Raw genomic sequence first — 23,607 nt, 5'->3', positions numbered from 1 at the left:
TTTCAGTCGCGGCGGATTGTTCTCCAAATTGCTTAAAATCCTCTTAATTCCCCTGCGCTGTTTGGCAGCGAAGCAGAACAGATCGAATGCCGAATCGCACATCTTGTAAACAGTTGGCGCAAAACTCCCGAAGCGGTTAAAAACCCCGGTTTCCGTAGATCTCAGTTTTTTCGCTTGTGTTCACAACATGCCGCTTGGGAGCCCTGTCAATGCTGTCTGTGGGCAAGCGCCGTAACATCGCCACATTAAAGTTTGATGAAAATGCCGATTTGAATGAACCTTGCTTGTTTGCCCGGGAATAGACGCTGCACGTAACCACAGTTTTGTCTGGTTACGGAAAATGAACCGGGCGCCAGATCATCCACACTGGAAACTGCTTGCGCCCGCATAGTGAACGATGCAGCAAAAGGAATCCGGGCCATGACGCTTATCAACCAATCCAAAAGAATCATTGTGTATTCTCACGATACCTTCGGTCTGGGCAACATTCGCAGGATGCTGGCAATTTCTAAATCCCTGGTGGATGGCGACCCGAACGTCTCGGTACTGATTCTCTCCGGCTCGCCGATGCTGCATGCCTTCCGAATTCCTGACCGTATCGATTACATCAAATTGCCTTGTTTGTCTCGCAATGTCAAAGGCGACTATTCGGTGAAATTCCTGGATATGGAATACGAGCAATTGCTCAAGCTGCGCAGCAATATCATCCTCAGCGCGGTGCTGGATTTCGATCCCGATTTGATTTTGGTCGATAAAAAGCCCTACGGCGTCAGCGACGAATTAGGTGCCGCTCTGCATCTCATGCAACGTCGTGGTCACCGCGCCAAACTGGTCTTGCTGTTGCGCGACATCCTCGACACTCCGGAAAGCACGATACCGGTGTGGAAGAAAAACGGTTACCACGATGCCATTCAATCGCACTACGACAAGGTATTGGTGGTCGGTTCTCCGGAGATTTACGACATGCGCAAGGAATACGAATTCCCCGAGGTCAGTCACGAAAAAGTCGATTTCTGCGGCTACATAGCCCGCGAACGCAGCGACAAACGCGCCGGTGAAATTCGGCAGCAAATCGGCTGCACCAAGGAACGTCTGGTGCTGGTCACCGCCGGCGGCGGTGAAGACGGCTACCAATTGCTGCACAGTTATCTGGAAGGCTTGAGTCGTCAGGATCTGGGCGACAACACCATGACCCTGATGATATGCGGCCCGGAAATGTCGGAAAGCCGTCGCCATCAGCTTGAAGTGTTGGCTCGCAGCTGCCGAAACGTGGTGATTCAAGAATTTAACACCGACATGATGGCCTGTATGGAAGCAGCCGATTTAGTGGTGAGCATGGGCGGTTACAACTCCACCTGCGAATTGTTGACTCTGCGTAAGCGCGCGATTCTGGTGCCGCGCGTCAAACCTTCTCAGGAACAATGGATACGTGCGGAACGCCTGGCTTTACAAGGTCTGGTCCGTGCTATTCACCCCAACCATCTGACGCCCAAATTGCTTATGGACACGGTTCGAGAAGAGCTGGGTCGCACCAACGTCCATCATAGCCGCCTGTATCAAATCGACATGGGGGGGTTGCCGCGCATCAGTGAATCGATCAGCGATTTGTTATATGGCCGTGCGGAAAAACCGCAAGCGCGGATTAGATCTTCAAGCCGCAGCGTAGCGGCCGACTAAACCTTTCATCGTTGCGATAAACCTGTCGGCCCGTTTAAGGCCGAGCGGAGATTTTTGGATTTTATAATGCAAAACCATGACAGCCAGGCGCAAGTCGCCTACATTCTCAAAGGCTTTCCGCGTACCTCGGAAACCTTCATCACCAATGAGATCCACTTGCTGGAAACCTTGGGACTAAAGCTGTCGATCTTTTCGATCAAACAGCTTGAGGGCCAAAAGCATCACGCCGTCGTCGACGCCATCCACGCGCCGGTGACTTATCTGCCGCAAGCCAGCGATTTGACTGGACATAGTTTTTTGGCCTGGTTGATCGAAAACCTACCGAAATTCGCGCCCAGCCATGGCCGGCTATTCCTGAAGAGGCCCATAAACTATCTAGGTGCGGTGCTGGAATGTTTGGGCATGAGCCTTAAATATCGGAATGGCTGGCGGGAGTGGCCGCGCACGGTATTTATCAAGGAATTTCTGCAAGCCGGTTATATCGCCGAATCGGTGTTACAGAATCCGGCCATTAGACATTTACACGCGCATTTCTGTCACGGCGCGACGACGATTGCCATGTTTGCCAGCCGTATCAGCGGCCTGCCGTTCAGCTTTACCGCCCATGCCAAGGATATTTACTTGCGCGAACTGAACCCCGGCGATTTGTTACAAATCAAAATGCGCCGCGCCAAATTCGCCGTGACTTGTACCGGCGCCAATCAGGAACATTTGGACGCCTGCAAGGGTAGCGATATCGATGTGCACCGGATTTATCACGGTCTGGATACCGATTTGTTTGTGCCGGCACCGCGCGAACAGCAATCGGCTGATCACATCCCCAGCATTTTATCGGTCGGTCGTTTGGTCGAGAAAAAAGGCTTTGATTACTTGGTCAGAGCCTGCGCGATTCTGCGTGATCGCGGCGTCAAATTTAACTGCCGCATCGTCGGCGGCGCGGATAAATACGCGCAAGTCATCCAACAACTGATCGCCGACCTGGATTTACAAGACGTCGTCAGCCTGCCCGGTGCGGTGACGCAGGAAGAATTGCGCGGTATTTATCAGCAAGGCGATGTGTTTGCCTTGCCCTGTTTGGTGGTCGATAACGGCGACCGCGACGGCATTCCCAATGTCTTGGTCGAAGCAATGGCGATGGAAATGCCGGTGATCTCGACCGACATATCCGGGATTCCGGAATTGATTGAGGACCAAATCAACGGCTTGTTGGTGCCGGAAAAAAATGCCCAAGCCATGGCCGTCGCTATCCAACGCTTATTAGACGATCAAGCCTTGCGTTTGCGTCTGGGTCAAGCCGCGCGGCAAACCGTTTGTAGGGATTTCAATTCCCGCCACACGACCGTCGCTCTGAAAAAATTGTTCGACGCCTGCCTGGAAGGCCAAGCGGTGGAAGCCCATGTCTGCTGTGCTGAACACTCTTAAGGCCGATCCGCGCCTGCTGGCGCTGGCTGCTCCATACTGCAATATGACGCCGGTGGAGTTGTTGGCGTATTTTCACTGTCGCCGGCAGATCCGCTATTTTTCGGTGATCGATGAAGAGCAAAATACCCCGGAAAAACTGGACGGTATTTTACGCAACCGTTTCGAATTTAATCACCAGCCTTACCAGCTTGATGGTGCATTCGATTGGCTGAGTAATCCCTGTGCCGATGTCGAATGGCTGATTCTGCTGCATAAATTTTATTACGCAGTCGGCTTGGGCAGACGATTCCAACAAACCGACGACACCCGCTACCGTGACAAATGGCAAGCACTCACCCGCAGTTGGTTCGACAACGTTCCGGTGGATTTTCTGTCCAGCGACGTCACCGGCCGCCGCGTACAAAACTGGATTTTTGCCTACCGCTATTTTGTATCGGCAGCCGCCGAACCCTTGATTGATGCGGAGTTTCACCTGGACTTTCTGGCCTCGCTGCAACAGCAAGTGGCGTATCTGTGCGACAACCTGACCCCGGCCCGCAATCATCGCACGCTGGAGCTTTACGCTATTTTCCTGGCAGCGGTGGTGTTTCCAGAACTGCGCGGTGCTGATGAATGGCTGAGTTTTTCGATTCGCGAATTGCAACGCAATCTGCAAACCGATTTGCTGCCCGACGGCGTGCATTGCGAGTTATCGACCGATTATCACCATATCGTGTTGCGCAATTTCTTGGGCATTCGCCGTCTGGCGATGTTGAACAACATTGAACTGCCGGCCGACATGGACGAGACCATCAAAAAAGCCTTGAGCTTTTGCCTGCATGCGCATAAACCCGACGGTTTTATACCGGCGATTAGTGATGGCGACAGCGCCAATTTCCTGGATTTGCTGCGGCAAGGCCATGAGCTGTATGACGATCCGGCGATGCTTTACGTCGCCACAGCTGGTCAACAGGGCCAGGCGCCAACCGAATGTTCGAAAACCTTTGCGAGCAGCGGCTACAGCATCCTGCGTAGCGGCTGGGGTGATCAAGACGATGCTTATCAAGACGAGCGCTACTTGTTTTTCGATTGCGCGCCGCTGGGTGCCGGTAATCATGGTCATCTGGATTTACTCAATATCGAAGTGGCGGCTTACGGCCGCTCCTTGATCGTCGATCCGGGCCGTTATACGTACGACGAATCCGGCGACACCAATTGGCGCGTGCTGTTTCGCCGTACCGGCTATCACAACACTGTGCAGGTAGACGGTAAAAACCAGACGCTGTATGCGCCGCATATTCGCAAATACAAAATCCAAGGCCCGGAACCGGCGCGCGAATTTAAATGCGCGCTGCATCGACCGGGTTTTGACTATCTGCACGGCATCGCCGCCAGCCATGAATACCCGGTAATACACGAGCGCAAAATCCTATTCATCGCCGGCCAATACTGGCTGATCTGCGATTTACTGCGCGCGGAGCAAGCTCACGACTATGAGTTGCGGTTTCATCTGGATGCGCTGGCCGAGCATCGCACCACAACCTCCGTCAATTCAGCCGGGTTGTGGGTCGATTCACCGAATCTGGTCATCCTGCAAGCACCGCAACTGGACACCAGATTAACACTGGAGTCGGGGTTTATTTCACCTAGCTACGGCGTAAAACATCCCGCTCCGGTCGTCAATTTTTCCGCGCATGCCGCTAACTATTGCTTTTTGACCGTGCTTTTTCCGTATCAATCGACACCTCCGGAGTTTACGTTGGAACAATTACCGGTAAGCCAAAACGGTCAAGCGGTCGGTAGCACTAGCGCCAGTGCCTTGCGGCTTCATAATCAACAAGCCCGAGGGGAATACTACGACGAGCTATTCCTGGCGCATCGCGCGGGCGCCGGTTACGAGTTTGCCGATCTAAATACTGAGAGTGCGTTTTTATTCCGTCGCCTGGATAGAGAGGGGCGGATTTTAGCCTGGCATAGCGCGGATAAATCATGAAGCCCAGTTATCCCATCATGGAGTCGTCTGCACCGTCTGACGCGCCAAGCGAAACGGTGTTTCCCACGCAGTCTTTGCTGGCGACACCGTTCGCTGCGCTGACTCATGCTGAGTTACTGGCGCATTTTCGCCAGCGTGACTTGGACAATTACTTTCCGCTGTCAGCCGGAAAAGCCAAACATGTTGCCGGCGCGGCACCGATTCTCGATAACCAATTTACCCTGAATAACGAAACCCATCGCTTGGGCGAAAAGTTTGATTGGCTGCATAACCCCAGTCCTGATCTGGAATGGCTGATTTTGCTGCACAAGTTTTATTACTCTCGCGACCTGGCGCTGGCCTACGATTGCAGCGGCGATGACTGCTATGCCAATAAATGGGTGGCCTTGGTCAGTTCGTGGATTGAGCACGTGCCGGACGGTTTTGTGAACAGCCAGGTGACCGGTCGCCGCTTGCAGCAATGGTTATTGGCTTACCATTACTTCGTGCCGGGTCGGCAATGCTCGGCGATTACCGCCGAGTTTTTGCTGGCTTTGTTGGGTTCGATTCAGTCGCAGGCTGTGTTTCTCAGCCGCAATTTAACGCCGCAAGGCAATCACCGCACCATCGAATTGTCGGCGATTTTCGCGGTTGCCTTACTGTTCCCGGAGTTAAGCCAATCCGCCGAGTTATTGGCCTTTGCCCAACACGAACTACTGGCCAATCTTCGCGAAGATATTCTGGCCGACGGCGTGCAAAAAGAACTGTCCACCGACTATCACCACACCGTCTTGAAAAACTTTCTGCGGGTCCGCGAGCTGGCGGACTTGAACAGGCTGACATTGCCTGTGGAGTTCGATGCTGTGATGCGTAAAGCGCTGGAGTTTTCCATTTATGCCCACAAGCCGGACGGGTGGCTGCCGGCCATCAACGATGGCGACATCAACAGCTATCTGTCGCTACTACGCAAAGCCCAGCGTTATTATCCCAGCGACGCTTTGAGTTATGTACTTAGCCAGGGCGAACAAGGCAAGCCGCCCGTGCAACGCTCGCGCCTGTTTGCCGACAGCGGCTACTGCATTCTGCGTAGCGGCTGGGCGGAGCGGCCTTATGCCGATGGCCGTTACCTGTTTTTCGACTGCGGCCAGTTGGGCTTTGGCAGCCATGGTCATTACGACTTGTTGAGTTTCGAAATGGCAGCCTATGGTCGTTCGCTGATCGTCGATCCAGGCCGTTATACCTATCACGAATATGACAGCGACGGCGTCAACTGGCGGCTTGCCTTTAAAGGTACATCTGCACACAACACCGTCATGGTCGATGGTAAGGATCAGATAGCCTACCAGTGTCATGAGCCGGTCGGCCCGCAACCCCGGGCAGCGGTATTAATCTTTGAATCGAACCAAGGCTTTGATTTTGTGCATGGCCGCGCGTTGAGTCCGCGTTATGAAGTGGAGCATCAGCGCAGCATTTTCTTCGCCGAAGCCGAATATTGGATTATCAGCGATCTGTTGCTTGCCTCCGAAGCGCATCGTTACGAGCAGTTTTTCCATTTGGCACCGGAAGCACAAGGCCAAACCGAAAGGCTGGAAGCCGAACAAGGCCACGGCATTCAGGCGCCCGATCTGTTGATCGCGCAAGCGAGACGTGCCGAGGTTGCGACGAGTTTGGAGCCAGGTTGGGTGTCGTCGGAGTACGGCGTCAAGCACCCCGCGCCTGTATTAAGCTTTAGCCAGCAATGCAAGGGTAGCGGCTGGTTTCAAACCGTTCTTTATCCCTACAAAGACAGCGCTCCGGCATTACACGTTGAGGCCATATCAGTAACTAGTCTTGGTCAAACAGTGCCCGCTACCCAGGCTTTGGCGCTCATTATCCGCATTCAATCAGAAACTACCACTTATCACGATTGCTTTTTCGTCGCCCATCAGCCTGGTTTATCTGAATACCACTTTGCAGACGTTATCTGCCGGGCACAACTCGTGTTTATCCGCCGCGATGCCGAAGACGGCATCCTCAGCGTTCGAGCTTATGCGGCGGAATGGTTGGAAATTGGCGGACGCAAACTGCTGGACAGCATCGGCAAGCCGGTTTGTCTGAATTACGCCAAGGGCCGGCTACAAATCGACGCCATCGATGGGAGTGTGCCGGCATGAAGCTAGACCCATGCTTCCCACAAATGGCCGATGCCCTGAATCCGGGCGTGATGGGGCCGTTGCTGGGCTGGGTGCTGGGCATGTCCGGCATTACACCCGACCATGTTGAATGTTACATCGGCGAAAAACGCCATAAACCCGGTAAGAGTCTGGTGATCGGTTACCGGCTTAAAGCCCAATCGGACAAAGTTCTCCAATCGCGCTACGTGACCGGCCGCCTCTGTCCGCCGGGCGCGGCCAGCCGGGAGTTTGAATTGGCACGTAGCAAGCGGCCCGAGCTGGCGGCAGGCGCACTGACGCTTTTGCACGAGCCCGCCATGCTGATTTGGGCGTTTCCTTACGATCGCAAGCTGATTCATTTACCGGGCCTGTTGGATGCGGAAGCCATCAAATATCGGCTCGGTGAGCCAGATTTAGCCGGGGATGATCGGGTCCTGGCTGTCGAATCCGAAGTTTTGCATTATCTGCCTGAGCGCTCCTGCATGATCTGCTACCGGGTGTTGCTGGCCGGATTCGATCAAAGTCACTTGTTCTATGCCAAAAATTTCGCCGACGATAGCGGCCGTGACGTGTTCAAAGTGATGCAGCAACTTAGCAGCCAGTTTAGCTGGGGCGCCAAGGCTCTGGCCTATGACGCACAAACCCGCACGCTCTGGCAATCGCATGTCCCTGGCAGGATATTGTGCTGGGCCGATTTGCAAACAGCCGAGGGCTTGGCCTTGGCTGAAAGTATCGGCCAGTGCGTAGCGGCATTGCATGCCTGCAAAATCGATACCGCACAACGTTTCAGTCAAAGCGATATTACCGAAGGCCTGCTGGCAACCGTTAGGCTTGCCGAACAAACCCGGCCGGAACTGGCGGCACGCATCGATAGTGCGGTTGCAGGGTTGTTGGCGGACGAGCTTAATCTTCCGAAACCGGCCCTGGCGACGCTACACCACGACTTAAAGCTGAACAACTTTTTAGTCGACGGCGACAAACTGGGCTTGATCGATATGGATTGCGTCTGCTTGGGAGACCCGCTGGCCGATTTGGCCAGTCTGATAGCCAACTTTTATCTGCACGGCCTGCGGGAAGGTGATTCTGTCGAGGAAGTGCATCCGCTGGTCAAGCATTTGGTCCGCTCTTACATGGCCCATAGCGTCCATGCCGTTTCATTGCTAGCCTTGCGTTGGCAGGTAGCCGCCGCGCTGATTCACGAAGTCACCCGCCGCAGCCTGCGGCAAATGGATGACTTGCGCATCGCGCATATCCAAAGTTATCTGGCGCTCAGCGAAAACTACCTGGCGCTCAGTAAACAGCCAACCGGAGCCTGCGATGCGCTCATTTGATCGGCCCTTACGCATTTATTTGGCCAGACACGGCCAAAGCCAGCTGAATCTTCAGCAACGCATCTCCGGCCACGCCGACGCCCGCCTGTCGGCGAAAGGCCTGGAACAGGCCCAGGCCTTGGCTGATGTATTGAAACAGGAAACCTTGAGCGCGATTTATTGCAGCAGCCTGACGCGGGCCATACAGACGGCCAGCCCTGCCGCCGCGATGCACGGCCTGCAGATTCAAACACTGGATGATTTGCGGGAAATCGGCTTGGGTATTCTGGAAGGTAGACATGTCGACGAAAGAGACCCAGAAGCCTGCCGTTTATGGGCGGCACGAGCGCATGACAAACACGGTTTCATGGTACCCGGCGCCGAAGCTTATTCGGCATTCACGAACCGGGTGTTGGGTAGTCTGGAGCAAATCTTGACCAATAGCAGCGGTGCGATTCTGCTTGTCGGCCATCGCAACACCAATGAAGTGATACTGACCAGGCTGCTGGCCAACGACTTTAGCGTCGAAGCCGAGATTAACGTCAAAAACAAGTATCTGTACGCCATAGACTGGCTTGGCAAACCGCAAGTGATGACGATTCGGTTGGGCGGCGAATACCACGGCCGACATTATCCAGGGCTGCGCACATGAGCAATCCACTGGATCAGTTTGCGCCCTTACTTGATACGGAATTGATGGTCTCGGCACTGCAACGGCATTTGCCCGAATGCCTGGCCGGCGACTGGCAGATCACGGGCTGTGAGATTCAACATCCGCGTTACAAAACCTATCGCCTTGCCGAAAACCGCGAGCGCTCGTTTTTATCGCTGGTTTACCACTTGCGAGGCCGGCGTTTGCCATCAGCGATTGCGGATCAGCGCATACTCTACGCCCGAGCCTATTTAGGCCAACGCAGCCATCAGGCCTTTGCCGAAGCCCAAGCCAGCGGTGAAAAAGCGATTCATCTGGCCGAACTGGGCATGGTTGGCTGGCGCTTTCCGAACGATCCGGCTATGCCCTGGCTGGCGCAGCTGATGGATAGTCGTGAGATTCCCGAGTTGGGCCAGCAGCCAGTGTCGGCTATCGAGATCGTCAATTACCGGCCGGAAATTCGCTGCACGGCGCGTTACCGATTCGCGGTCAGCGAGGTTGAACCGGCGCGAGTGGTTTACGGTAAAACTTATGCCGATGAACGCGGCCAGACAATTTACAACAATCTACGCACGCTGCAACGCCAGTTCCAATCAGCCACGGCCTTTGTCATGCCTGAAGCCCTGGCTTACACCGCCGACCGTCGCACTTTATGGCTGGAAGGCTTGCAGGGCCAGGCGCTGGCCGAGCTGGATTTCGCAACCGGTGTTGCAGAGAAAACTCCGGCCCTGGCCAATGCACTTGCCGCTTTTCACCAGCTCACGCCGCCGTCTTTACCGGTCGTTACCTTACAGCAGCAGTTGCAGGAGTGGCAGAAGAAAGCCGATAAATTGAGCCACGCCTATCGCGCCATCCAGCCGGCATTGGCAGCGTTGCTTAACGAATTGCGCCAAACTCGCCCGGAGTTTGAAATGCCGGGATTGATCCACGGCGATTTTCACATTGATCAATTGCTGGTTTTGCCGAATGGTCGTTTGGCCTTGTTCGATTACGACGAATTGGCGCTCGGCGATCCATTGCAGGATCTCGCCAATTTCGCGGCGGATTTATACAACTACCCCTATCCGATTGCCGAGACAGACCCACTCGTTCGGCTACTGTTTACGGCCTACTCGGCCGCAAACCACGGCCAAACCGATCCGCAACGTTTTGCCTGGCACCTGCGCGGGCAATTGCTGACCCGCGCTTACCGTGCCTTCATCCAGCAAAAATCGGCCGCGCCGCAACGGGTTGCCGATTTTATTGCCCTGGCTTTGCGTCCCTGGCCGCTGGCCGACTGAATTTATCTGGAAAACCGCTTATGACCAACCAAATTCAAGCAACAAGCCGCTTCAAGCAGATCGTGTTTGCACATCTGCACCGGGTGCGCGGCAGTATTTTTGCCGCCATCGTCTGTATTCTCGGTTCCACACTAACCAGCCTGATTGTGCCTTGGCCGCTGAAGCTAATCTTCGATCATGTGCTATTGAATCATCCGCTGCCGGCTCAGCTGGCAGCGGCGCAGCCCTTGCTGTATGGCGGTAGCGAACAAGCGTTGTGGATACTCTGCGGCAGCATGGTGGTGATTGCCTTGTTCAAAGGCGTGTTTTCCTATTACCAATTGTTTCTGACCTCGCGCATCGGCTACTTGCTGGTCTACACCTTGCGTAGCGAGTTGTTCGATCATCTGCAACGCCTGTCGCTGGCGTTTCACAGCAGCACGCCGTCCGGCGAGTTATTGAACAAGCTCACCAGTGATACCAATACCTTGAAAGATGTCTACGCCGACTCGGCACTGACGTTTACCACCCATGTGCTGACTGTGCTGGGTATGTTCGCGATCATGTTCAGCCTGAGCGTGAAATTGAGTGTGATCGTGTTGGCCAGCTTTCCGCTGCTGTGCCTGGCCATCGTGATGATTTACAGCCGGGTTAAACGCTCGGCACGCAAACAACGCCATAACGAAGGGCGCTTGGCGTCGCGGGTCAGCGAATTGTTGAACGCGGTGCCGCTGGTGCAAACCTATGGCATGGAAGATTACGAACGCGAGCGCTTCGATGCCGAAAGCAGCCAGTCGATGACCGAAAGTGTGCGCACCGCGCGTATCGAAGCCGGCGCGACGCGGATGATCGAAATCATCAGTGCGATCGGCGCCGGCATCGTGGTGCTATTCGGTTGCCTGCAAGTTTTTGCCGGGGTGCTAACGCCGGGCGACGTGCTGGTGTTTAGTTCGTACATCGCTCAGATGTATCAGCCGATTCGGCAAATCACCCGCTTGTCGACGCGCTTTTCCAAGGCCAGCGTCAGTATCGAACGCATCAGCGAAATCCTCGATACTGAGCCGGATATTCAAGATCCGCCCGATGCGGTGCTGCCAAAGGGTTTGCGTGGCGAAATCGAATTCAGCCATGTGTCCTTCGGTTATCCGACCGGCAAACCTATCCTGCGGGATATTTCCTTTCATATTCAACCGGGTGAACGGGTGGCCTTGGTCGGCGCTTCCGGTGCCGGTAAATCGACCATCGCCCGCTTATTGATCCGCCTTTACGACCCGCAACAGGGCGCCGTACGCATCGACGGTATCGAGGTTGGTCGTTATCAACGCGCCGGTTTACGCCGGGAAATCGGTGTGGTGTTGCAGGATTCGATTCTGTTCGGTACCAGCATTCGCGAAAACATTGGCTATGGCAGCCCGGACGCCACGCTGGAAGACATCGAAGCCGCCGCCCGTCTGGTGCATGCCGACGAATTTATCAGTAATTTGCCGGACGGCTACGACACGGTTTTGGGCGAAAGCGGCGGCAATCTGTCCGGCGGTCAAAAGCAACGCCTGTGTCTGGCGCGGGCCTTGTTGCGCAAATCCTCGATTCTGATTCTGGACGAGCCGACCTCGGCAGTGGATGCCCAGTCCCAGGCACTGATCCGTGACGCCATCGACAATCTGCACGGCGGCAAAACCGTGTTGGTGATTGCCCATCAATTTCACACCATACGCAATTTCGATCGGATTTTAGTGTTGAAACAAGGCGTGATTGTCGAGCAAGGCAGTCACGAGGCCTTGATGCAGATGCGCGGTCATTATCACGAACTGTATAAACTCCAACACGGGTTGCGTGCCGCATGAACGAACAAAAACCGCGATTACTCCTGTATTGCCAACACTCGCTAGGCATGGGTCACTGGGTCAGAGCCATGACCTTGGCCAATGCCTTGAGCCGCGAATTTCGAGTGACTTTTCTGAACGGTGGCCGCGCCCCCGATCATCAGTCTGCCGTTACCGAACTGGATATGCTCAATCTGCCTCCGCTGGGTATGGGCGAAGATCATCAGTTGTACAGCCAGGACGACCGTTACAGCGTCAAAGAATCATTGGCGATGCGTCGGCAATTAATACTGGATACCTATGCACTGCTCAGGCCGGAAGTGGTGTTAATCGAACTGTTCCCATTCGGCCGCAAGAAACTGGCTGGGGAGTTGTTGCCGCTATTAAAAACCGCGCGCCGCGATACACAAGCCAGGCCACTAGTGCTGTGCAGTTTGCGCGACATCATGGTCAACGCCCGCAAGGATCAAAGTCGGCATGATGAACGCGCCCGCTGGATTACGGATCGCTATTTCGACGGGCTGTTGGTACACGCCGATCCGCGTTTCGCTCGCCTGGAAGATAGCTTCTGCCCGCGCCATCCGCTGAAAACCCCGTTACTGTACACCGGCTTTGTTGCTCCAGGCCGTATCGCCGCCGCGGTAAAGCCGCCTCGGCGCGGCGTGTTGGTATCAGCTGGCGGCGGCATGGTTGGCGCGCCGTTGTTTCAAGTAGCGGTTCAGGCCCATGCCATAAATTGGGCCGTTGAAAAATTACCCATGACCATCGTCGCCGGCCCGTTTTTACCGGAAGCGGATTGGCAGGATTTAGCTGCGCAAGTCAAAGGCATCGAAGGTCTCACCTTGCTGCGCTCGGTACCGGCGATGCAGCCTTTGCTGGAGGCGCACAGTCTGTCTGTCAGCCAATGTGGCTACAACACGGTGATGGACATTCTCGAATCCCGCACCCCAGCTCTGGTCGTGCCGTTTGTGCGCGGCCAGGAAGACGAGCAAAGCCAGCGGGCGCAAAAGTTGGCGCAATTGGGTTTGGTGAAAGTCCTGAATCCGGCGGAGCTGTCGGGCCAGCGTTTGGCCGAGCAGATATTGCAATTAAGGGATTTTTTACCCAATCCAGCCGGCCTGGATTTGGCCGGTGTAGACCATACGGTGCGGTTGATTCAGGAGTTACTGGCAAACAAACACAACGCAAACTCAGAATCGCTGCCAAAGGAGTATGCCCATGCCTGCTGATTGGCTCAGACCTGTGCGTATGGCATTGGATGCCCGAGAGCAAGCAATTGATATTTTCTTTCGCGACGACGATGCCGGTTGGGATGATGATCGGCTGTATGCATTGCTGGAGTGCTTTCGAGATTGCAATATACCCATCGATCTTGCCGTGATTCCTGAGGTGCTTAGCCAGTCGCTTGCTGGCTCACTGCTGGGCCGTTGGCGGCGAAATCCGTTTATGTTGGGTTTGCATCAACATGGATACAGCCATAACAACTATGAAAACCAAGGCCGAAAATGCGAATTTGGCGTCAGCCGCAGCGAAGAGCGACAATTTAAGGATTTGTTGGCAGGCAAACAACAGCTTGAGTGCTTGTTCGGGTCGGCACTGGACAGGATTTTCACGCCGCCATGGAACCGTTGTAGCCAGGCCACGGCCGACAGCTTGCTTAAACTCGGTTTTCAAGCCCTGTCGCGCAACCGCGGCGCGGCGCCACTCCATACCGGGACATTGCGGGAAATTCCGGTGGCTATCGACTGGTGCGGGGTCAGAATCAAATCCGCTCAGCCCTGGATTGCGCTTGGCCAAGCAATAGCAGATGTGTTGCATCCGGAGCATCCGGAACCACTGGGCATTATGCTGCACCACGCAGTGATGGACGTAGACGACCTTGAGCATCTGCAAGCCTTATTAGAACTATTCCGCGAACATCCCCATACACACTGCCGCTTGATGCGCGAATTTTTAGAAGTCAGACAGGGCTCTGATGCACCGGGGCGTTCGTTCCCGCTTGATTCCCAGGCTGTTCTGACCGTTAGGCGGTCATGCCTCATTTAACCACACCACTGATTTGCCTTTCGTTCATGAGCTTTAATTCATTCATACAAAAAACCGGAAAAACCGCACTACTGGCCGGCGGCGCCTTGCTGAGTCTATCCGTGCTTGCCGAAACCACTAGCGGGCAGGTGGCGGCGAACAAATCCAATGACAATGCCTTTCGCCAGGACAACGGCGATGCGGTCAGAAAAGAGCCGCTACGAATCAATCCGGGCGACAAACGGCCCGCAGACCAGTTTAAGGTCGATGTATTCGGCCACCCATTGACCATCGGCGGTGCCTACGAGCTGGAGCCGCGCTATGTCGAAGACCGGCGTCTGGATCCGCGCCGCGACGACGATGTGGCAAATGTCTATCAAGACCTGAAACTGGAGTTGTTTTACCAGTGGTCAAAATCGGTATCATTTTTTGTGCAGTCCGATGTTTACTACGACCCGGAAGTCTATACCGAAAGTGGGCTGGATCAATACGAAGCCGGGATTAAACTGACCCAGGCCTGGTTGTTCATTCATCAGATACTGGATTCGGGTTTTAGTCTGCAATTGGGCCGGCAACGGATAGCGGACAAGCGTCAATGGTGGTGGAACGACGAACTGGACGCGGCAAGGGTGTATTTTGGCGAAGACACGCTTTTTGCCGAATTAGCCATCGCCAAGGAATTGGGTTCCAAACAATCGGATCAGGATTTCATCGATCCAGTGAGCGACCGGGTGGTGCGACTGATGGGCGACGTGGTTTGGCAATGGGATCCAAAGCAAAACTTGTCCTTGTTCTTTCTGAGCCAGTTCGATAATTCCGACAACCAACGCCCCGGCGACGTGATCCGAGCCAATCGTAAAGACGTAAGCGACGGTGACCTGAATTGGTTCGGCGGCCGGGCGATGGGTAAATTCAAAATCGAGCATGTCGGCAAGATCGGGTATTGGCTGGATTCGGCCTTTGTATTTGGGGAAGAGACCACCCAAACCTTCACCGACATCAATAGCAACGTCTCTAGGGTCAGAGCGCAAACGCCAAGGCATGTCGCAGCCTGGGGCATGGACGCCGGCATTACCTGGTACAGCAATCTGTTCCTGGAACCTTACCTGACCTTGGGCTATGCCTACGGCTCCGGCGATTCCAATCCCAACGACGGCACCGACAGCAGTTATCGGCAATCGGGGATACACAACAACAAAATCAAATTATCCGGCAGCCAGCGCTTTCGTTATTACGGCGAGCTGTTTCGGCCGGAATTATCGAATTTAAACATCATGACCGCCGCGTTGGGCTTTCCGATCTCCGAGCAAAGTTCCATCGATTTGCTCTACCACCACTACGAACAGGCCACGCCGTCGTCGGCAATTCGCGATTCGCGGATTCGCGCCACACCCAACGGCAGAAGCGGCACGCTGGGCGACGAGTTCGATTTGGTATTGTCCCTGGACGAATGGAAGCATTTACAGGTGCAATTTGCCGGTTCGCTATTCATGGCCGGTCCGGCTTTTGGCGCGTTGGAAGGCAATAACTCCTTCCAGCTCGATCTGACCTTTAAATACAGCTTTTAAGGGCCGGCTGCCATGCATTCGAAACGCCGCAAAATCCTGTTTTATTGCCAAAGCCTGGTCGGTTTGGGGCATTTGACCAGCAGCTTGCTGGTAATCCGCGAGCTGTCGACTTATGCCGATGTGGATTTGATCCACGGCGGACAAGGTTTGCAACAAATGCCGGAACTGCCGGGCTTTCGGCATCTGCGTTTGCCGACGATTTTAATCGACAGTGCCACCGATGAACTTTATGCACCCGATAGCGACAAGCCCATCGAAGCCGTCTGGGCCGAGCGCGCCGTGGCTATCGAGCAATTTGTAAACTGGCCTTACGATGCGGTGATTGTCGAATTTTTCCCGTTCGGCCGGCGGCGCCTGAAAAAAGAGATTCTTGGCTTGTTTGCCACCGTCAGACAGCGCTGCGGCGCGATACCGATTTTTTGCTTTGTCCGGGAAATTCTGGTGCCGGCGCCACTGGACGCCGAACAGCGCATGATGAAACTGGTACGGGAGCATATTCACACGGTATTCGTGCGCGGCGATCCGAATATTGTGCGCTTCGAAGAAACTTTTAGCCTGACTGCGGGGATTGCCGACCGCTTGGTTTATGTAGGCTACGTCAGTCCGCCGCCTCCGGCAAGTTGGCCGGTACGAAGAAACCGAATCGTCGTCAGTCAGGGCGGCGGTGAAATAGGCAAGACTCTGTTGCGCGCCGCGATCCGAACCGCACCACTGCTGCCGAATTACCATTTTCTGGTCGTCACCAGCTCCAGAGCCTCCGCAAGCGAAATCGCCGAGTTGCAGATTCTGGTCAGCAGCCCTAATGTCCAGGTCGTGTCTTTCTTGAACAACTTTCAGGAGAATCTACAATCCGCCGCTTTGTCAATCAGCCTGGGCGGTGACAACACTCTGATGGACGTGATCAGCACCCGCACGCCGGCGTTGGCGTATCCTTACGCCGGTAATAGTGAGCAAGGTCTGCGTATTGAAAAACTGGCCGGCAAGGGGTTTGTGTTGCCGTTGACGGAAACGGACCTAGTGCCGGAACGGTTAAGCACCAAGATCAGGGAGACGATAAACCGAACTTATCCGCAACAGAACATAGCCATTAACGGTGCGGCCGAAATCAGTCGGCGGATCAGCGCGATTCTTGAGGGTGAATTTTGTGAAGGCTAGTGCGCGCGTGCCGGAGAGGCTAGGGCAGTACTCGAATCGAGCAAATTGGCGGTCGAGGCGTCGTTGCCGAGCCGGCGTTTGATGTCCGCGGCTTTCCAGTCCGGATGCAATTGCAGCAGCAAAGCGGCCATGCCGGCTACGTGCGGCGTCGCGAAGGAACTGCCGTTCATAAAGTCATAGGCTTGGTGCGGCACGGTCGTCAGAATGTCTTTGCCTGGCGCGGCGATTTGCTGGTTGTTGCCGCTCTTTTCCAGGCCAACGGCTATCACACCGGCGATGTTGGCCGGAAAGCCACCGGCTTGTATTTGACTCGGCACAGCCGCGACCACAATGATGCCTTTGGTCAGCGCTTTTTCAATCAATTGCTGTACTAAGGGGTCTTCGGGACCGCTCAGGCTCAAATTGATGATATGGCTATTCATGCGAATGGCCTGATTCAAGGCTAATGCCAAGGTAAAGCTGTTGCAACGTGCCGCCAAGGAATTGGGTTTCTCCGGCCAGCAAGCCCGAAATGCCAAAATTTCCGCTTCTGGAGCGATGCCGGCAATGCCTATGCCGTTGTTGGGATGGGCGGATAATACGCCGGCGACCGCCGTACCGTGAATATCGGCCAGATTGTGATCGCTGGGTTCCGGCGCGGTGTTTTCCGAGTATTTAATTCGACCTTTCAAGTCCGGGTGTTCGGTATCCACGCCGGTATCGATGACGGCAATACGCACGCCCTGGCCGGTGGTGGTGAGGTGCAAATCGGCTATCCGCAAGGCGTTAAAACCGGTTTGTAAATGCAGATATGGGTCGCTATATGCCTGAGTAGGCGGTGTCTGTTTACCTAGCACCTGAAAGCTATGCATTTGCTGGACGGACGACACGTCGCTGTCCTGTTGCAATTCTGCGATTGCTTGTTTCACGGGCAGGGTGTCCGGCACCTCGTACACCACGCAGCTGACACCCAAGGTCGTAACCGGCCACTGGGCGACGAATTGCAAATGATGGCGCTCGGCCAGTTCCTGCGCAATATGTTCGCTCCAGCCGGAGTTGCCGTATTGGCCGCGCAAGCGATAACCGTCCAAGGTATTGGCCGGCAACGCGCGATCAATGCTGCGGTCAGTAAAGGTGACCAGCAGCCGGCGTTCTTCCGCAGTTTTGCTGTCGCCCAACCACGATAAATCGCTGGTAGTTGCGCAGGCGCTAAGCAGCCCCAGCAAGCAAATAAACAGATTTAAGCGCACTAATTTCATGATCAATTACGGTTGCAAAATCGGTTCGGCCAGTATTACATCCTGTCGGCTCCGGAGCAATGCCAAGGCGCCGGCCATGTCAGTATCCGGTTTGCCGGCGGTAATTTTGACAGTGTAAGCGCCGACACTGTTAGGTCCGTCTACCCGTACCCCACCAATTTGGCTAAGCGCGGCGTCTATGTCTTTTTCTGTCAGATTCTTGGCAAACACCACGCGTAACTCACCGATCGGACTTGCGTTTGGCTTGGCTGCGGAAAGCGTGTGATAGTCGGTAGTATTGGCCGGCGATAGGTATTGCACGGCAGCCGGCAGGGTGACCAATAACAAGGACGCGGCAATAGCTAGGCCTTTTCCGGTATTGCTGGCGATCCGCCAAAATCCGCGAGCAACGCTGAATGGTTTTACATTAGAGCCAGTAAGTTTGTCGTGGGGGCTATCGTCTTTTACGGTAAGCGGGAGTTGACTGGCTGTTTGCATTTTTGCTCTAAAACCGGCGAAAGAAGCTTCGGCCGCTACGTCCAGATCGGCTGCTTGTTGCACGGCCAATGCGAGTTTGCGCAATGTCTGCAATTCGCGCCGACAGACCAGGCAGTATTTTAAATGCAGGTCTACCTGCTGCCGTTCATCTGTTGACAGGCTTTGATTGACATACCAGGGCAATAACAAAACCATGTCGGAGTGGGAGTTAGTGGGTGAGGAAATCTGTGAGTTCATGGCCTTATTTCTCCTGTGCATCGGCAAAAACCTGCAGTTTCCTGCGGGCATGAAACATACGGGTTTTTACGGTATTTTCCGGGCAATCCAAGATTCTGGCGACATCCTGATAAGATAAGCCGTGGTAAAAGGTTAGTTCGATGACGGCGCGCTGTTCCGGCGGTAAAGTGGCCAACGCATAGTTTAACCAATCTTCGTTTTCCCAATTATTCGCAGGATTTGCAGTCGGATCGCCTATGGTTTCGGTCAAGTCGTCGATATCGACATCGTTGTTACGCCGGGCACTTTTGGTCATGGCTTTCAGGGTTTTGTGATACGCAATGCCGAACACCCAGGTGGAAATTTTGCTTTCATGATTGAAGCCCTGGGGCTTTTCCCAAACCACCAGCAAGGTTTCCTGTATTAGTTCCTCGACAGCTTCGGGCTGGCGCGTCATGCGCAAGATGAAACGAAACAACCTTGGATAGTAGTTTTTGTAGAAAGCTTCGAAGGCGGCGGTATCGCCTGCGCCGATACGTTGAAGCAAGTCGTACTCGTCCGGGCCAATTTGGGGCTGTTCGGGCATGGGTGGTCGGTGTAGGTTAGGTACTAAACGCAGCATGGCTCAAACCTGGATTCCTGTGATTTTAGCTTGGTGTGCGAGTGTATTCCTCGGCGAAGCCGGAAGGTTCAAAGGCGGGAAATTTTATTTAAAAGCCGGCGGTCACGGAGATTAAAAACTTGTTGTCCTGTAAGCGTGGATAAAACTCGTGGTGATGGATTTCTTCGTGATGATCGTCCAGATGGACGTCAGCGTAGCGTAGGTCTAGCGCCAGATTGGCGGTGATGAACCAAGACACGCCGGCGTTCCAGTAAAAATAATCCTCATCCAATAGTTTGTTGGCTTGGTAATAGCCCAATCCCGTTGAAAATTGCAGATTGTCGAGGATGTCGCGGCGATATTTGAGCTCGTAATTCAGTACCGTTGCCTCACGCCGATAGGCGTTAGGCGCAACGGACACCGTTCCGCTGAGCCAGTCTTGATAGTGCAGGGATGCGTAAAATTCGGCGTAATCGGCATACTTTCCAAAAATCTTACCGTCGAACAGGTAGCCGGTTACCGATAATTCAGTACGCCAGTCGTGATTTAGCGGCAGGCTCCATCCCAGATAGGGTTTGATTTCCACATCGGCGTAATTTTTATAGCTGCGGTCGTCAAAGCTGACTTGCGAAACGCCCACACCGCCGAACCAACCCATGGGGTCTTGATAATCGATATGTGCTTGCGCTAAAGGATTGCCGCGATTCTTGGAGTAGCCCCGGTACAAGTAATCGCTGAGAAAAGTGAGTTCGCCATGCCATTCCGCTTGGGCGTAAGGTAAAACCGAGGATACGCCGAAAACTCCTAAGAAGATTGCAAACAAGCCTTTGCGGAAGATTTTATCTGAGTCCATGGATGGGTAGTTTGAGATTTATGTAGGCATTGTCGGCGATTGGCTGTCAGTATAGAACTACCCTTTTGTGCATTATTTCCTAGTTGGATTGAACCTTCAACAAACTTGAGGGATGTGGGGTTAATTTATCAATTTATTTAAAAAACTGAGGATGGCGGCAACCATACCAGCTAGTAACATGCAAGTATTGGCGGATGGGGGTTTTAATTAATAATAGCAGCAGGCCTATTGAATAAAGACACCATACGGCGGCCCATTCGTTCATGTTGTTGGTAGTCAAATAGGCCAAAAGCGGACCGGTCGTAAGATGATAGAGCACCAGTTTCCATGAACCGTAAAGCAAGGGCATCAGAAAGGCAGCGTAAACGTAACTGTTAGCCATTTGAATGCTGCCGCTGGCCGGTATGGCCCAGGCAATATGCCATTGTCCGGATGTTGAGCAAATCTCCGTGCCGCAAAATGGCATTAGGAATTTGAGCTTAGTGCCGGGTAAAAACTGATAGTAGTGGTCAAAGCAAAAACTGCTCCATTGAAACGGATAAATCCGCATCATGAATACAGTGGCCGCGGTAAAGCAGAGTGCGTAGACAAACGGCGCAATACGTTTTCGTAAGGGTTCCGGGATAAAGTGCATGGTAACTGCGTTGACAAAAAACGGTTGAAACGCGATGTGCATATACCCTAAAAAGGTAGCGACCTGATTATTCGGATTAAGACACTGGTCTATCACTGAATAGGTATACGCCTGTAGTAATTCCATCAGTGAGAAATAGGCCAATGCCAGGCATAAGACCTTGGATTCGCCGCGTCGATAAAAAAAAGCAGTGCTCGCAAAGCCGGTTACGGCAAGCGCGGCGGATGCCTCGCCACTCCAACACATAATTCCTCCTGGGAACTAAAAATCTAGGATCGGGCAAACTGCGATCCAGTGTCGGAGTTTGAAAAGTCTATAAAGAGTAACGCCTTGGCGGATGCCGAGGGGCTTTAAGGCTCTGTAATGCCGACTTTTGCCTAGTTTTAGGCTTGGTCGTGAAGAGGCTGCCTTGGTGCGGGTAAACCTAAGGCGTGATTGAGAGAAGAAAATGACGCAAATTTTGCAGTCGATACGTGGTGATTCCGGGATAGCTTTGCAGAATCGTCAGCTATTTTAATGGCTTGTTGAATTTTTATGACAAAAATTTTCCGGGAACTGATGATGCCGGCACACACCGGGGTTGCTTTGGGTGAATGAGCGCGTGCCGGTGGGTTCAGTGGGTCCGGGTGGGGACTGCTGGTCTCTCGGCAGAGAAGCGCTGTCGCGTCAGCAATCAGATAAGCGGGCTTCGGAAATACCTTGTTCCGGCGTTTCCGTGCGATCGGGCGCCCAGGAAAGTCAAAAGTTTGGCCCCGTGCTTTCCCGGCGCTGGCAATTCCTGAGCGAGCAATAATTATGCTTCCTCGGTAGTTACTGCGTCGATTGCTTCGGGCTGCTTTCGGCGTTCTGCTTTTAATTTACTTGCTTGTTCAGCATCTGCTTTTGTTACTTGGCCGGCCGGCATTCCTTGCAAGTCCACTCTGACGGCATCTTCCGTCAGGCAATCCCAGTAACGATGTCCCCAACACCATGCCTTGAGGGCGGTGCGGAGTTGGTTTTTATCTGTACCGAGTTGATCGGCATGCGCCAGGATGTCTTTGTGGATACCAATTTTTAAGGGCAGTTTGGCAGCGGGTTTTTTAGGAAATGCCAAGGGGAATTTCTTTTGAAGTAAGCCGATGATGGCGACTAACGCATCAGCTTTGCCGGCCTTCTTGACAGGTGATTTCTCCGCTATCTTTTTTTGCTGTTGTACCGGTTTATTGGCCGCCGCTTGCTTGACAAGTTCATCTCTGAGCGATGCTAGTTCTTCAAATCCCATAATGTATCCACACTTTTATCAAGGAATAAAAATAGGATTGTACATCGGGAAACAGCAAGCCAATAGTGCTATCGAATTTCGGTGTTCCAAGCTAACAATTTTTTAGATAAAAAATAGCGGTACGCGCTTTATTTGGTGCTGCCTGGATCTTTCAGGGTGCCGGGGTAAGTGTTGGCCCACTGCTTATCCGAGTTGTGGTTTTATAATTTGTGGTAATTTGCGCCCAATGGGCTGCCGCATGGCGGTTGCTGAGTAAAATTTTTATCGACAGGACAGCGCTTTATCATGATTGAGAACGATATATCCGCAGTAAAGACGTATTTGCTGACGTTGCAAGATCGAATTTGTACTGCTTTGGAGGCGGAAGAACCCACCGCGCGCTTCATTGAAGATGCTTGGGAACGCGTCGAAGGCGGCGGAGGGCGTTCGCGGGTGTTGGCGAATGGTGAGGTGTTTGAGCAAGGCGGCGTTAATTTTTCGCACGTGTTTGGCAGTAATTTACCGCCATCGGCAACCGCTAAACGGCCCGAGCTGGCCAACCGGCAATTCGAAGCGATGGGCGTGTCCTTAGTGATGCATCCTCGCAACCCTTATGTGCCGACCTCGCATGCCAATGTGCGGTTTTTTATCGCCAAAAAAGACGGCGAGCCTTCTATCTGGTGGTTTGGCGGTGGTTTCGATTTGACGCCGTTTTACCCATTCCGTGACGACGTATTGCATTGGCATAAAGTTGCGCGTCAAGCTTGTCTGCCGTTTGGCGAGGATGTGTATCCACGTTATAAAAAATGGTGCGACGAGTATTTCTTTTTGAAACACCGCAACGAAACCCGTGGCGTAGGCGGTTTGTTTTTCGACGATTTGAATGAGCCCGATTTTCTCCAAGCTTTTACGTTTATGCAGAGCGTCGGCGATCACTACTTAGATGCGTATTTGCCCATCGTGCAAAAGCGTAAAGACACCGTCTATGGTGACCGGGAGCGTAATTTCCAGTTGTATCGGCGTGGGCGTTATGTCGAGTTTAATTTGGTTTACGACCGAGGGACTTTATTCGGGCTGCAATCGGGCGGCAGGACTGAATCCATTTTGATGTCCATGCCCCCGGTCGCGCATTGGCAATACAATTGGCAGCCTGAACCGGGTAGTCCGGAGGTCGAGTTGTACGACACATTTTTACGCCCGCAAAACTGGCTGGGAATTTAGATTTAGGATTTGCGGAAATCGGCTAGTCAATCTGTGCGGGTATCTGTTGCAAAACTGACTCGCAAGGTTTTGTTTTCAGTCAAGCGTGTTTGGTCTTTTTTTTGGATAGTTTGCTAGGGGCTGTTGCCGTTT

19 protein-coding genes are annotated in these 23,607 nt (G+C 53.6%); 13 read left to right on the top strand and 6 right to left on the bottom strand.

What is annotated here, in order from left to right; genetic code table 11:
- Positions 1-420: 420 nt before the first annotated feature.
- From A1332_RS02045 to A1332_RS01990, 12 genes are all read left to right on the top strand, one after another.
- Positions 421-1,677, top strand: a complete 1,257-nt coding sequence (locus tag A1332_RS02045; RefSeq protein ID WP_082879487.1) for a glycosyltransferase family protein — start codon at positions 421-423, stop codon at positions 1,675-1,677.
- 66 nt (positions 1,678-1,743) lie between these two features.
- The gene (locus A1332_RS02040; protein ID WP_064006914.1) at positions 1,744-3,099 is read left to right on the top strand and encodes a glycosyltransferase; all 1,356 of its coding nucleotides are present in this window, start codon (positions 1,744-1,746) and stop codon (positions 3,097-3,099) included.
- Complete coding sequence (locus tag A1332_RS02035; RefSeq protein WP_064006913.1) at positions 3,074-5,071, top strand: alginate lyase family protein; 1,998 nt, start codon at positions 3,074-3,076, stop codon at positions 5,069-5,071. The genes A1332_RS02040 and A1332_RS02035 overlap by 26 nt, the downstream gene beginning before the upstream one ends.
- Complete coding sequence (locus A1332_RS02030) at positions 5,068-7,203, top strand: alginate lyase family protein (RefSeq protein ID WP_064006912.1); 2,136 nt, start codon at positions 5,068-5,070, stop codon at positions 7,201-7,203. Before A1332_RS02035 ends, A1332_RS02030 begins: the two co-directional genes overlap by 4 nt.
- Entirely contained in the window at positions 7,200-8,534 is a 1,335-nt protein-coding gene (locus A1332_RS02025) for an aminoglycoside phosphotransferase family protein (RefSeq protein ID WP_197491373.1), read from the top strand. The genes A1332_RS02030 and A1332_RS02025 overlap by 4 nt, the downstream gene beginning before the upstream one ends.
- Entirely contained in the window at positions 8,521-9,165 is a 645-nt protein-coding gene (locus tag A1332_RS02020) for a histidine phosphatase family protein (protein ID WP_064006910.1), read from the top strand. The genes A1332_RS02025 and A1332_RS02020 overlap by 14 nt, the downstream gene beginning before the upstream one ends.
- Positions 9,162-10,445 (top strand): aminoglycoside phosphotransferase family protein, encoded by a 1,284-nt coding sequence (locus A1332_RS02015; protein WP_064006909.1) that lies wholly within the window; start codon positions 9,162-9,164, stop codon positions 10,443-10,445. Before A1332_RS02020 ends, A1332_RS02015 begins: the two co-directional genes overlap by 4 nt.
- Before the next feature lie 20 nt (positions 10,446-10,465).
- Positions 10,466-12,268 carry an ABC transporter ATP-binding protein gene (locus A1332_RS02010; RefSeq protein WP_082879484.1) on the top strand — a complete coding sequence of 601 codons (1,803 nt, stop codon included), beginning with the start codon at positions 10,466-10,468 and terminating at the stop codon, positions 12,266-12,268.
- Entirely contained in the window at positions 12,265-13,476 is a 1,212-nt protein-coding gene (locus A1332_RS02005) for a glycosyltransferase family protein (RefSeq protein WP_082879483.1), read from the top strand. The genes A1332_RS02010 and A1332_RS02005 overlap by 4 nt, the downstream gene beginning before the upstream one ends.
- A complete protein-coding gene (locus A1332_RS02000) occupies positions 13,466-14,293 on the top strand; it encodes a hypothetical protein (protein ID WP_064006907.1) in 828 nt (275 codons plus the stop codon). Before A1332_RS02005 ends, A1332_RS02000 begins: the two co-directional genes overlap by 11 nt.
- 26 nt (positions 14,294-14,319) lie before the next feature.
- Entirely contained in the window at positions 14,320-15,840 is a 1,521-nt protein-coding gene (locus A1332_RS01995; RefSeq protein WP_064006906.1) for an alginate export family protein, read from the top strand.
- Positions 15,841-15,852: 12 nt separating this feature from the next.
- A complete protein-coding gene (locus A1332_RS01990; RefSeq protein ID WP_064006905.1) occupies positions 15,853-16,995 on the top strand; it encodes a glycosyltransferase family protein in 1,143 nt (380 codons plus the stop codon).
- On the opposite strand, the gene A1332_RS01985 is transcribed toward A1332_RS01990, so the two are convergent.
- From A1332_RS01985 to A1332_RS01960, 6 genes are all read right to left on the bottom strand, one after another.
- Positions 16,992-18,233 carry a S8 family peptidase gene (locus A1332_RS01985; protein WP_064006904.1) on the bottom strand — a complete coding sequence of 414 codons (1,242 nt, stop codon included), beginning with the start codon at positions 18,231-18,233 and terminating at the stop codon, positions 16,992-16,994. The two genes, A1332_RS01990 and A1332_RS01985, sit on opposite strands and share 4 nt — an antisense overlap.
- A gap of 6 nt (positions 18,234-18,239) precedes the next feature.
- Entirely contained in the window at positions 18,240-18,947 is a 708-nt protein-coding gene (locus A1332_RS01980; RefSeq protein ID WP_157203921.1) for an anti-sigma factor family protein, read from the bottom strand.
- A gap of 4 nt (positions 18,948-18,951) precedes the next feature.
- Positions 18,952-19,512 (bottom strand): RNA polymerase sigma factor, encoded by a 561-nt coding sequence (locus A1332_RS01975; protein WP_064006902.1) that lies wholly within the window; start codon positions 19,510-19,512, stop codon positions 18,952-18,954.
- A 124-nt stretch (positions 19,513-19,636) separates the two neighbouring features.
- Positions 19,637-20,380, bottom strand: a complete 744-nt coding sequence (locus tag A1332_RS01970; RefSeq protein WP_064006901.1) for a TorF family putative porin — start codon at positions 20,378-20,380, stop codon at positions 19,637-19,639.
- A 133-nt stretch (positions 20,381-20,513) separates the two neighbouring features.
- Positions 20,514-21,260 carry a DUF5765 domain-containing protein gene (locus A1332_RS01965; protein WP_064006900.1) on the bottom strand — a complete coding sequence of 249 codons (747 nt, stop codon included), beginning with the start codon at positions 21,258-21,260 and terminating at the stop codon, positions 20,514-20,516.
- 547 nt (positions 21,261-21,807) lie between these two features.
- Entirely contained in the window at positions 21,808-22,275 is a 468-nt protein-coding gene (locus A1332_RS01960) for a ProQ/FinO family protein (protein WP_064006899.1), read from the bottom strand.
- A gap of 285 nt (positions 22,276-22,560) precedes the next feature.
- Here A1332_RS01960 and hemF point away from each other — a divergent pair, with 285 nt between their 5' ends.
- Positions 22,561-23,475, top strand: a complete 915-nt coding sequence (gene hemF / locus A1332_RS01955) for an oxygen-dependent coproporphyrinogen oxidase (RefSeq protein WP_064006898.1) — start codon at positions 22,561-22,563, stop codon at positions 23,473-23,475.
- The last annotated feature ends 132 nt before the right edge of the window (positions 23,476-23,607 follow it).

It is taken from the genome of Methylomonas methanica, from assembly GCF_001644035.1.
Taxonomy (GTDB): domain Bacteria; phylum Pseudomonadota; class Gammaproteobacteria; order Methylococcales; family Methylomonadaceae; genus Methylomonas; species Methylomonas methanica_A.
The sequence above is the reverse complement of the archived record's forward strand: the minus strand, read 5'-3'. Positions and strand labels throughout refer to the sequence as shown.

Coding starts and splice junctions, on each gene's coding strand:
- A1332_RS01985 (WP_064006904.1), bottom strand. CDS start 18,233: ATGAAATTAGTGCGCTTAAATCTGTTTATTTGCTTGCTGGGGCTGCTT.
- A1332_RS02035 (WP_064006913.1), top strand. CDS start 3,074: ATGTCTGCTGTGCTGAACACTCTTAAGGCCGATCCGCGCCTGCTGGCG.
- A1332_RS01990 (WP_064006905.1), top strand. CDS start 15,853: ATGCATTCGAAACGCCGCAAAATCCTGTTTTATTGCCAAAGCCTGGTC.
- A1332_RS02015 (WP_064006909.1), top strand. CDS start 9,162: ATGAGCAATCCACTGGATCAGTTTGCGCCCTTACTTGATACGGAATTG.
- A1332_RS02030 (WP_064006912.1), top strand. CDS start 5,068: ATGAAGCCCAGTTATCCCATCATGGAGTCGTCTGCACCGTCTGACGCG.
- A1332_RS01970 (WP_064006901.1), bottom strand. CDS start 20,380: ATGGACTCAGATAAAATCTTCCGCAAAGGCTTGTTTGCAATCTTCTTA.
- A1332_RS01975 (WP_064006902.1), bottom strand. CDS start 19,512: ATGCCCGAACAGCCCCAAATTGGCCCGGACGAGTACGACTTGCTTCAA.
- hemF (WP_064006898.1), top strand. CDS start 22,561: ATGATTGAGAACGATATATCCGCAGTAAAGACGTATTTGCTGACGTTG.
- A1332_RS02025 (WP_197491373.1), top strand. CDS start 7,200: ATGAAGCTAGACCCATGCTTCCCACAAATGGCCGATGCCCTGAATCCG.
- A1332_RS01965 (WP_064006900.1), bottom strand. CDS start 21,260: ATGTGTTGGAGTGGCGAGGCATCCGCCGCGCTTGCCGTAACCGGCTTT.
- A1332_RS02020 (WP_064006910.1), top strand. CDS start 8,521: ATGCGCTCATTTGATCGGCCCTTACGCATTTATTTGGCCAGACACGGC.
- A1332_RS01995 (WP_064006906.1), top strand. CDS start 14,320: ATGAGCTTTAATTCATTCATACAAAAAACCGGAAAAACCGCACTACTG.
- A1332_RS02000 (WP_064006907.1), top strand. CDS start 13,466: ATGCCTGCTGATTGGCTCAGACCTGTGCGTATGGCATTGGATGCCCGA.
- A1332_RS02010 (WP_082879484.1), top strand. CDS start 10,466: ATGACCAACCAAATTCAAGCAACAAGCCGCTTCAAGCAGATCGTGTTT.
- A1332_RS02045 (WP_082879487.1), top strand. CDS start 421: ATGACGCTTATCAACCAATCCAAAAGAATCATTGTGTATTCTCACGAT.
- A1332_RS02005 (WP_082879483.1), top strand. CDS start 12,265: ATGAACGAACAAAAACCGCGATTACTCCTGTATTGCCAACACTCGCTA.
- A1332_RS01980 (WP_157203921.1), bottom strand. CDS start 18,947: ATGAACTCACAGATTTCCTCACCCACTAACTCCCACTCCGACATGGTT.
- A1332_RS02040 (WP_064006914.1), top strand. CDS start 1,744: ATGCAAAACCATGACAGCCAGGCGCAAGTCGCCTACATTCTCAAAGGC.
- A1332_RS01960 (WP_064006899.1), bottom strand. CDS start 22,275: ATGGGATTTGAAGAACTAGCATCGCTCAGAGATGAACTTGTCAAGCAA.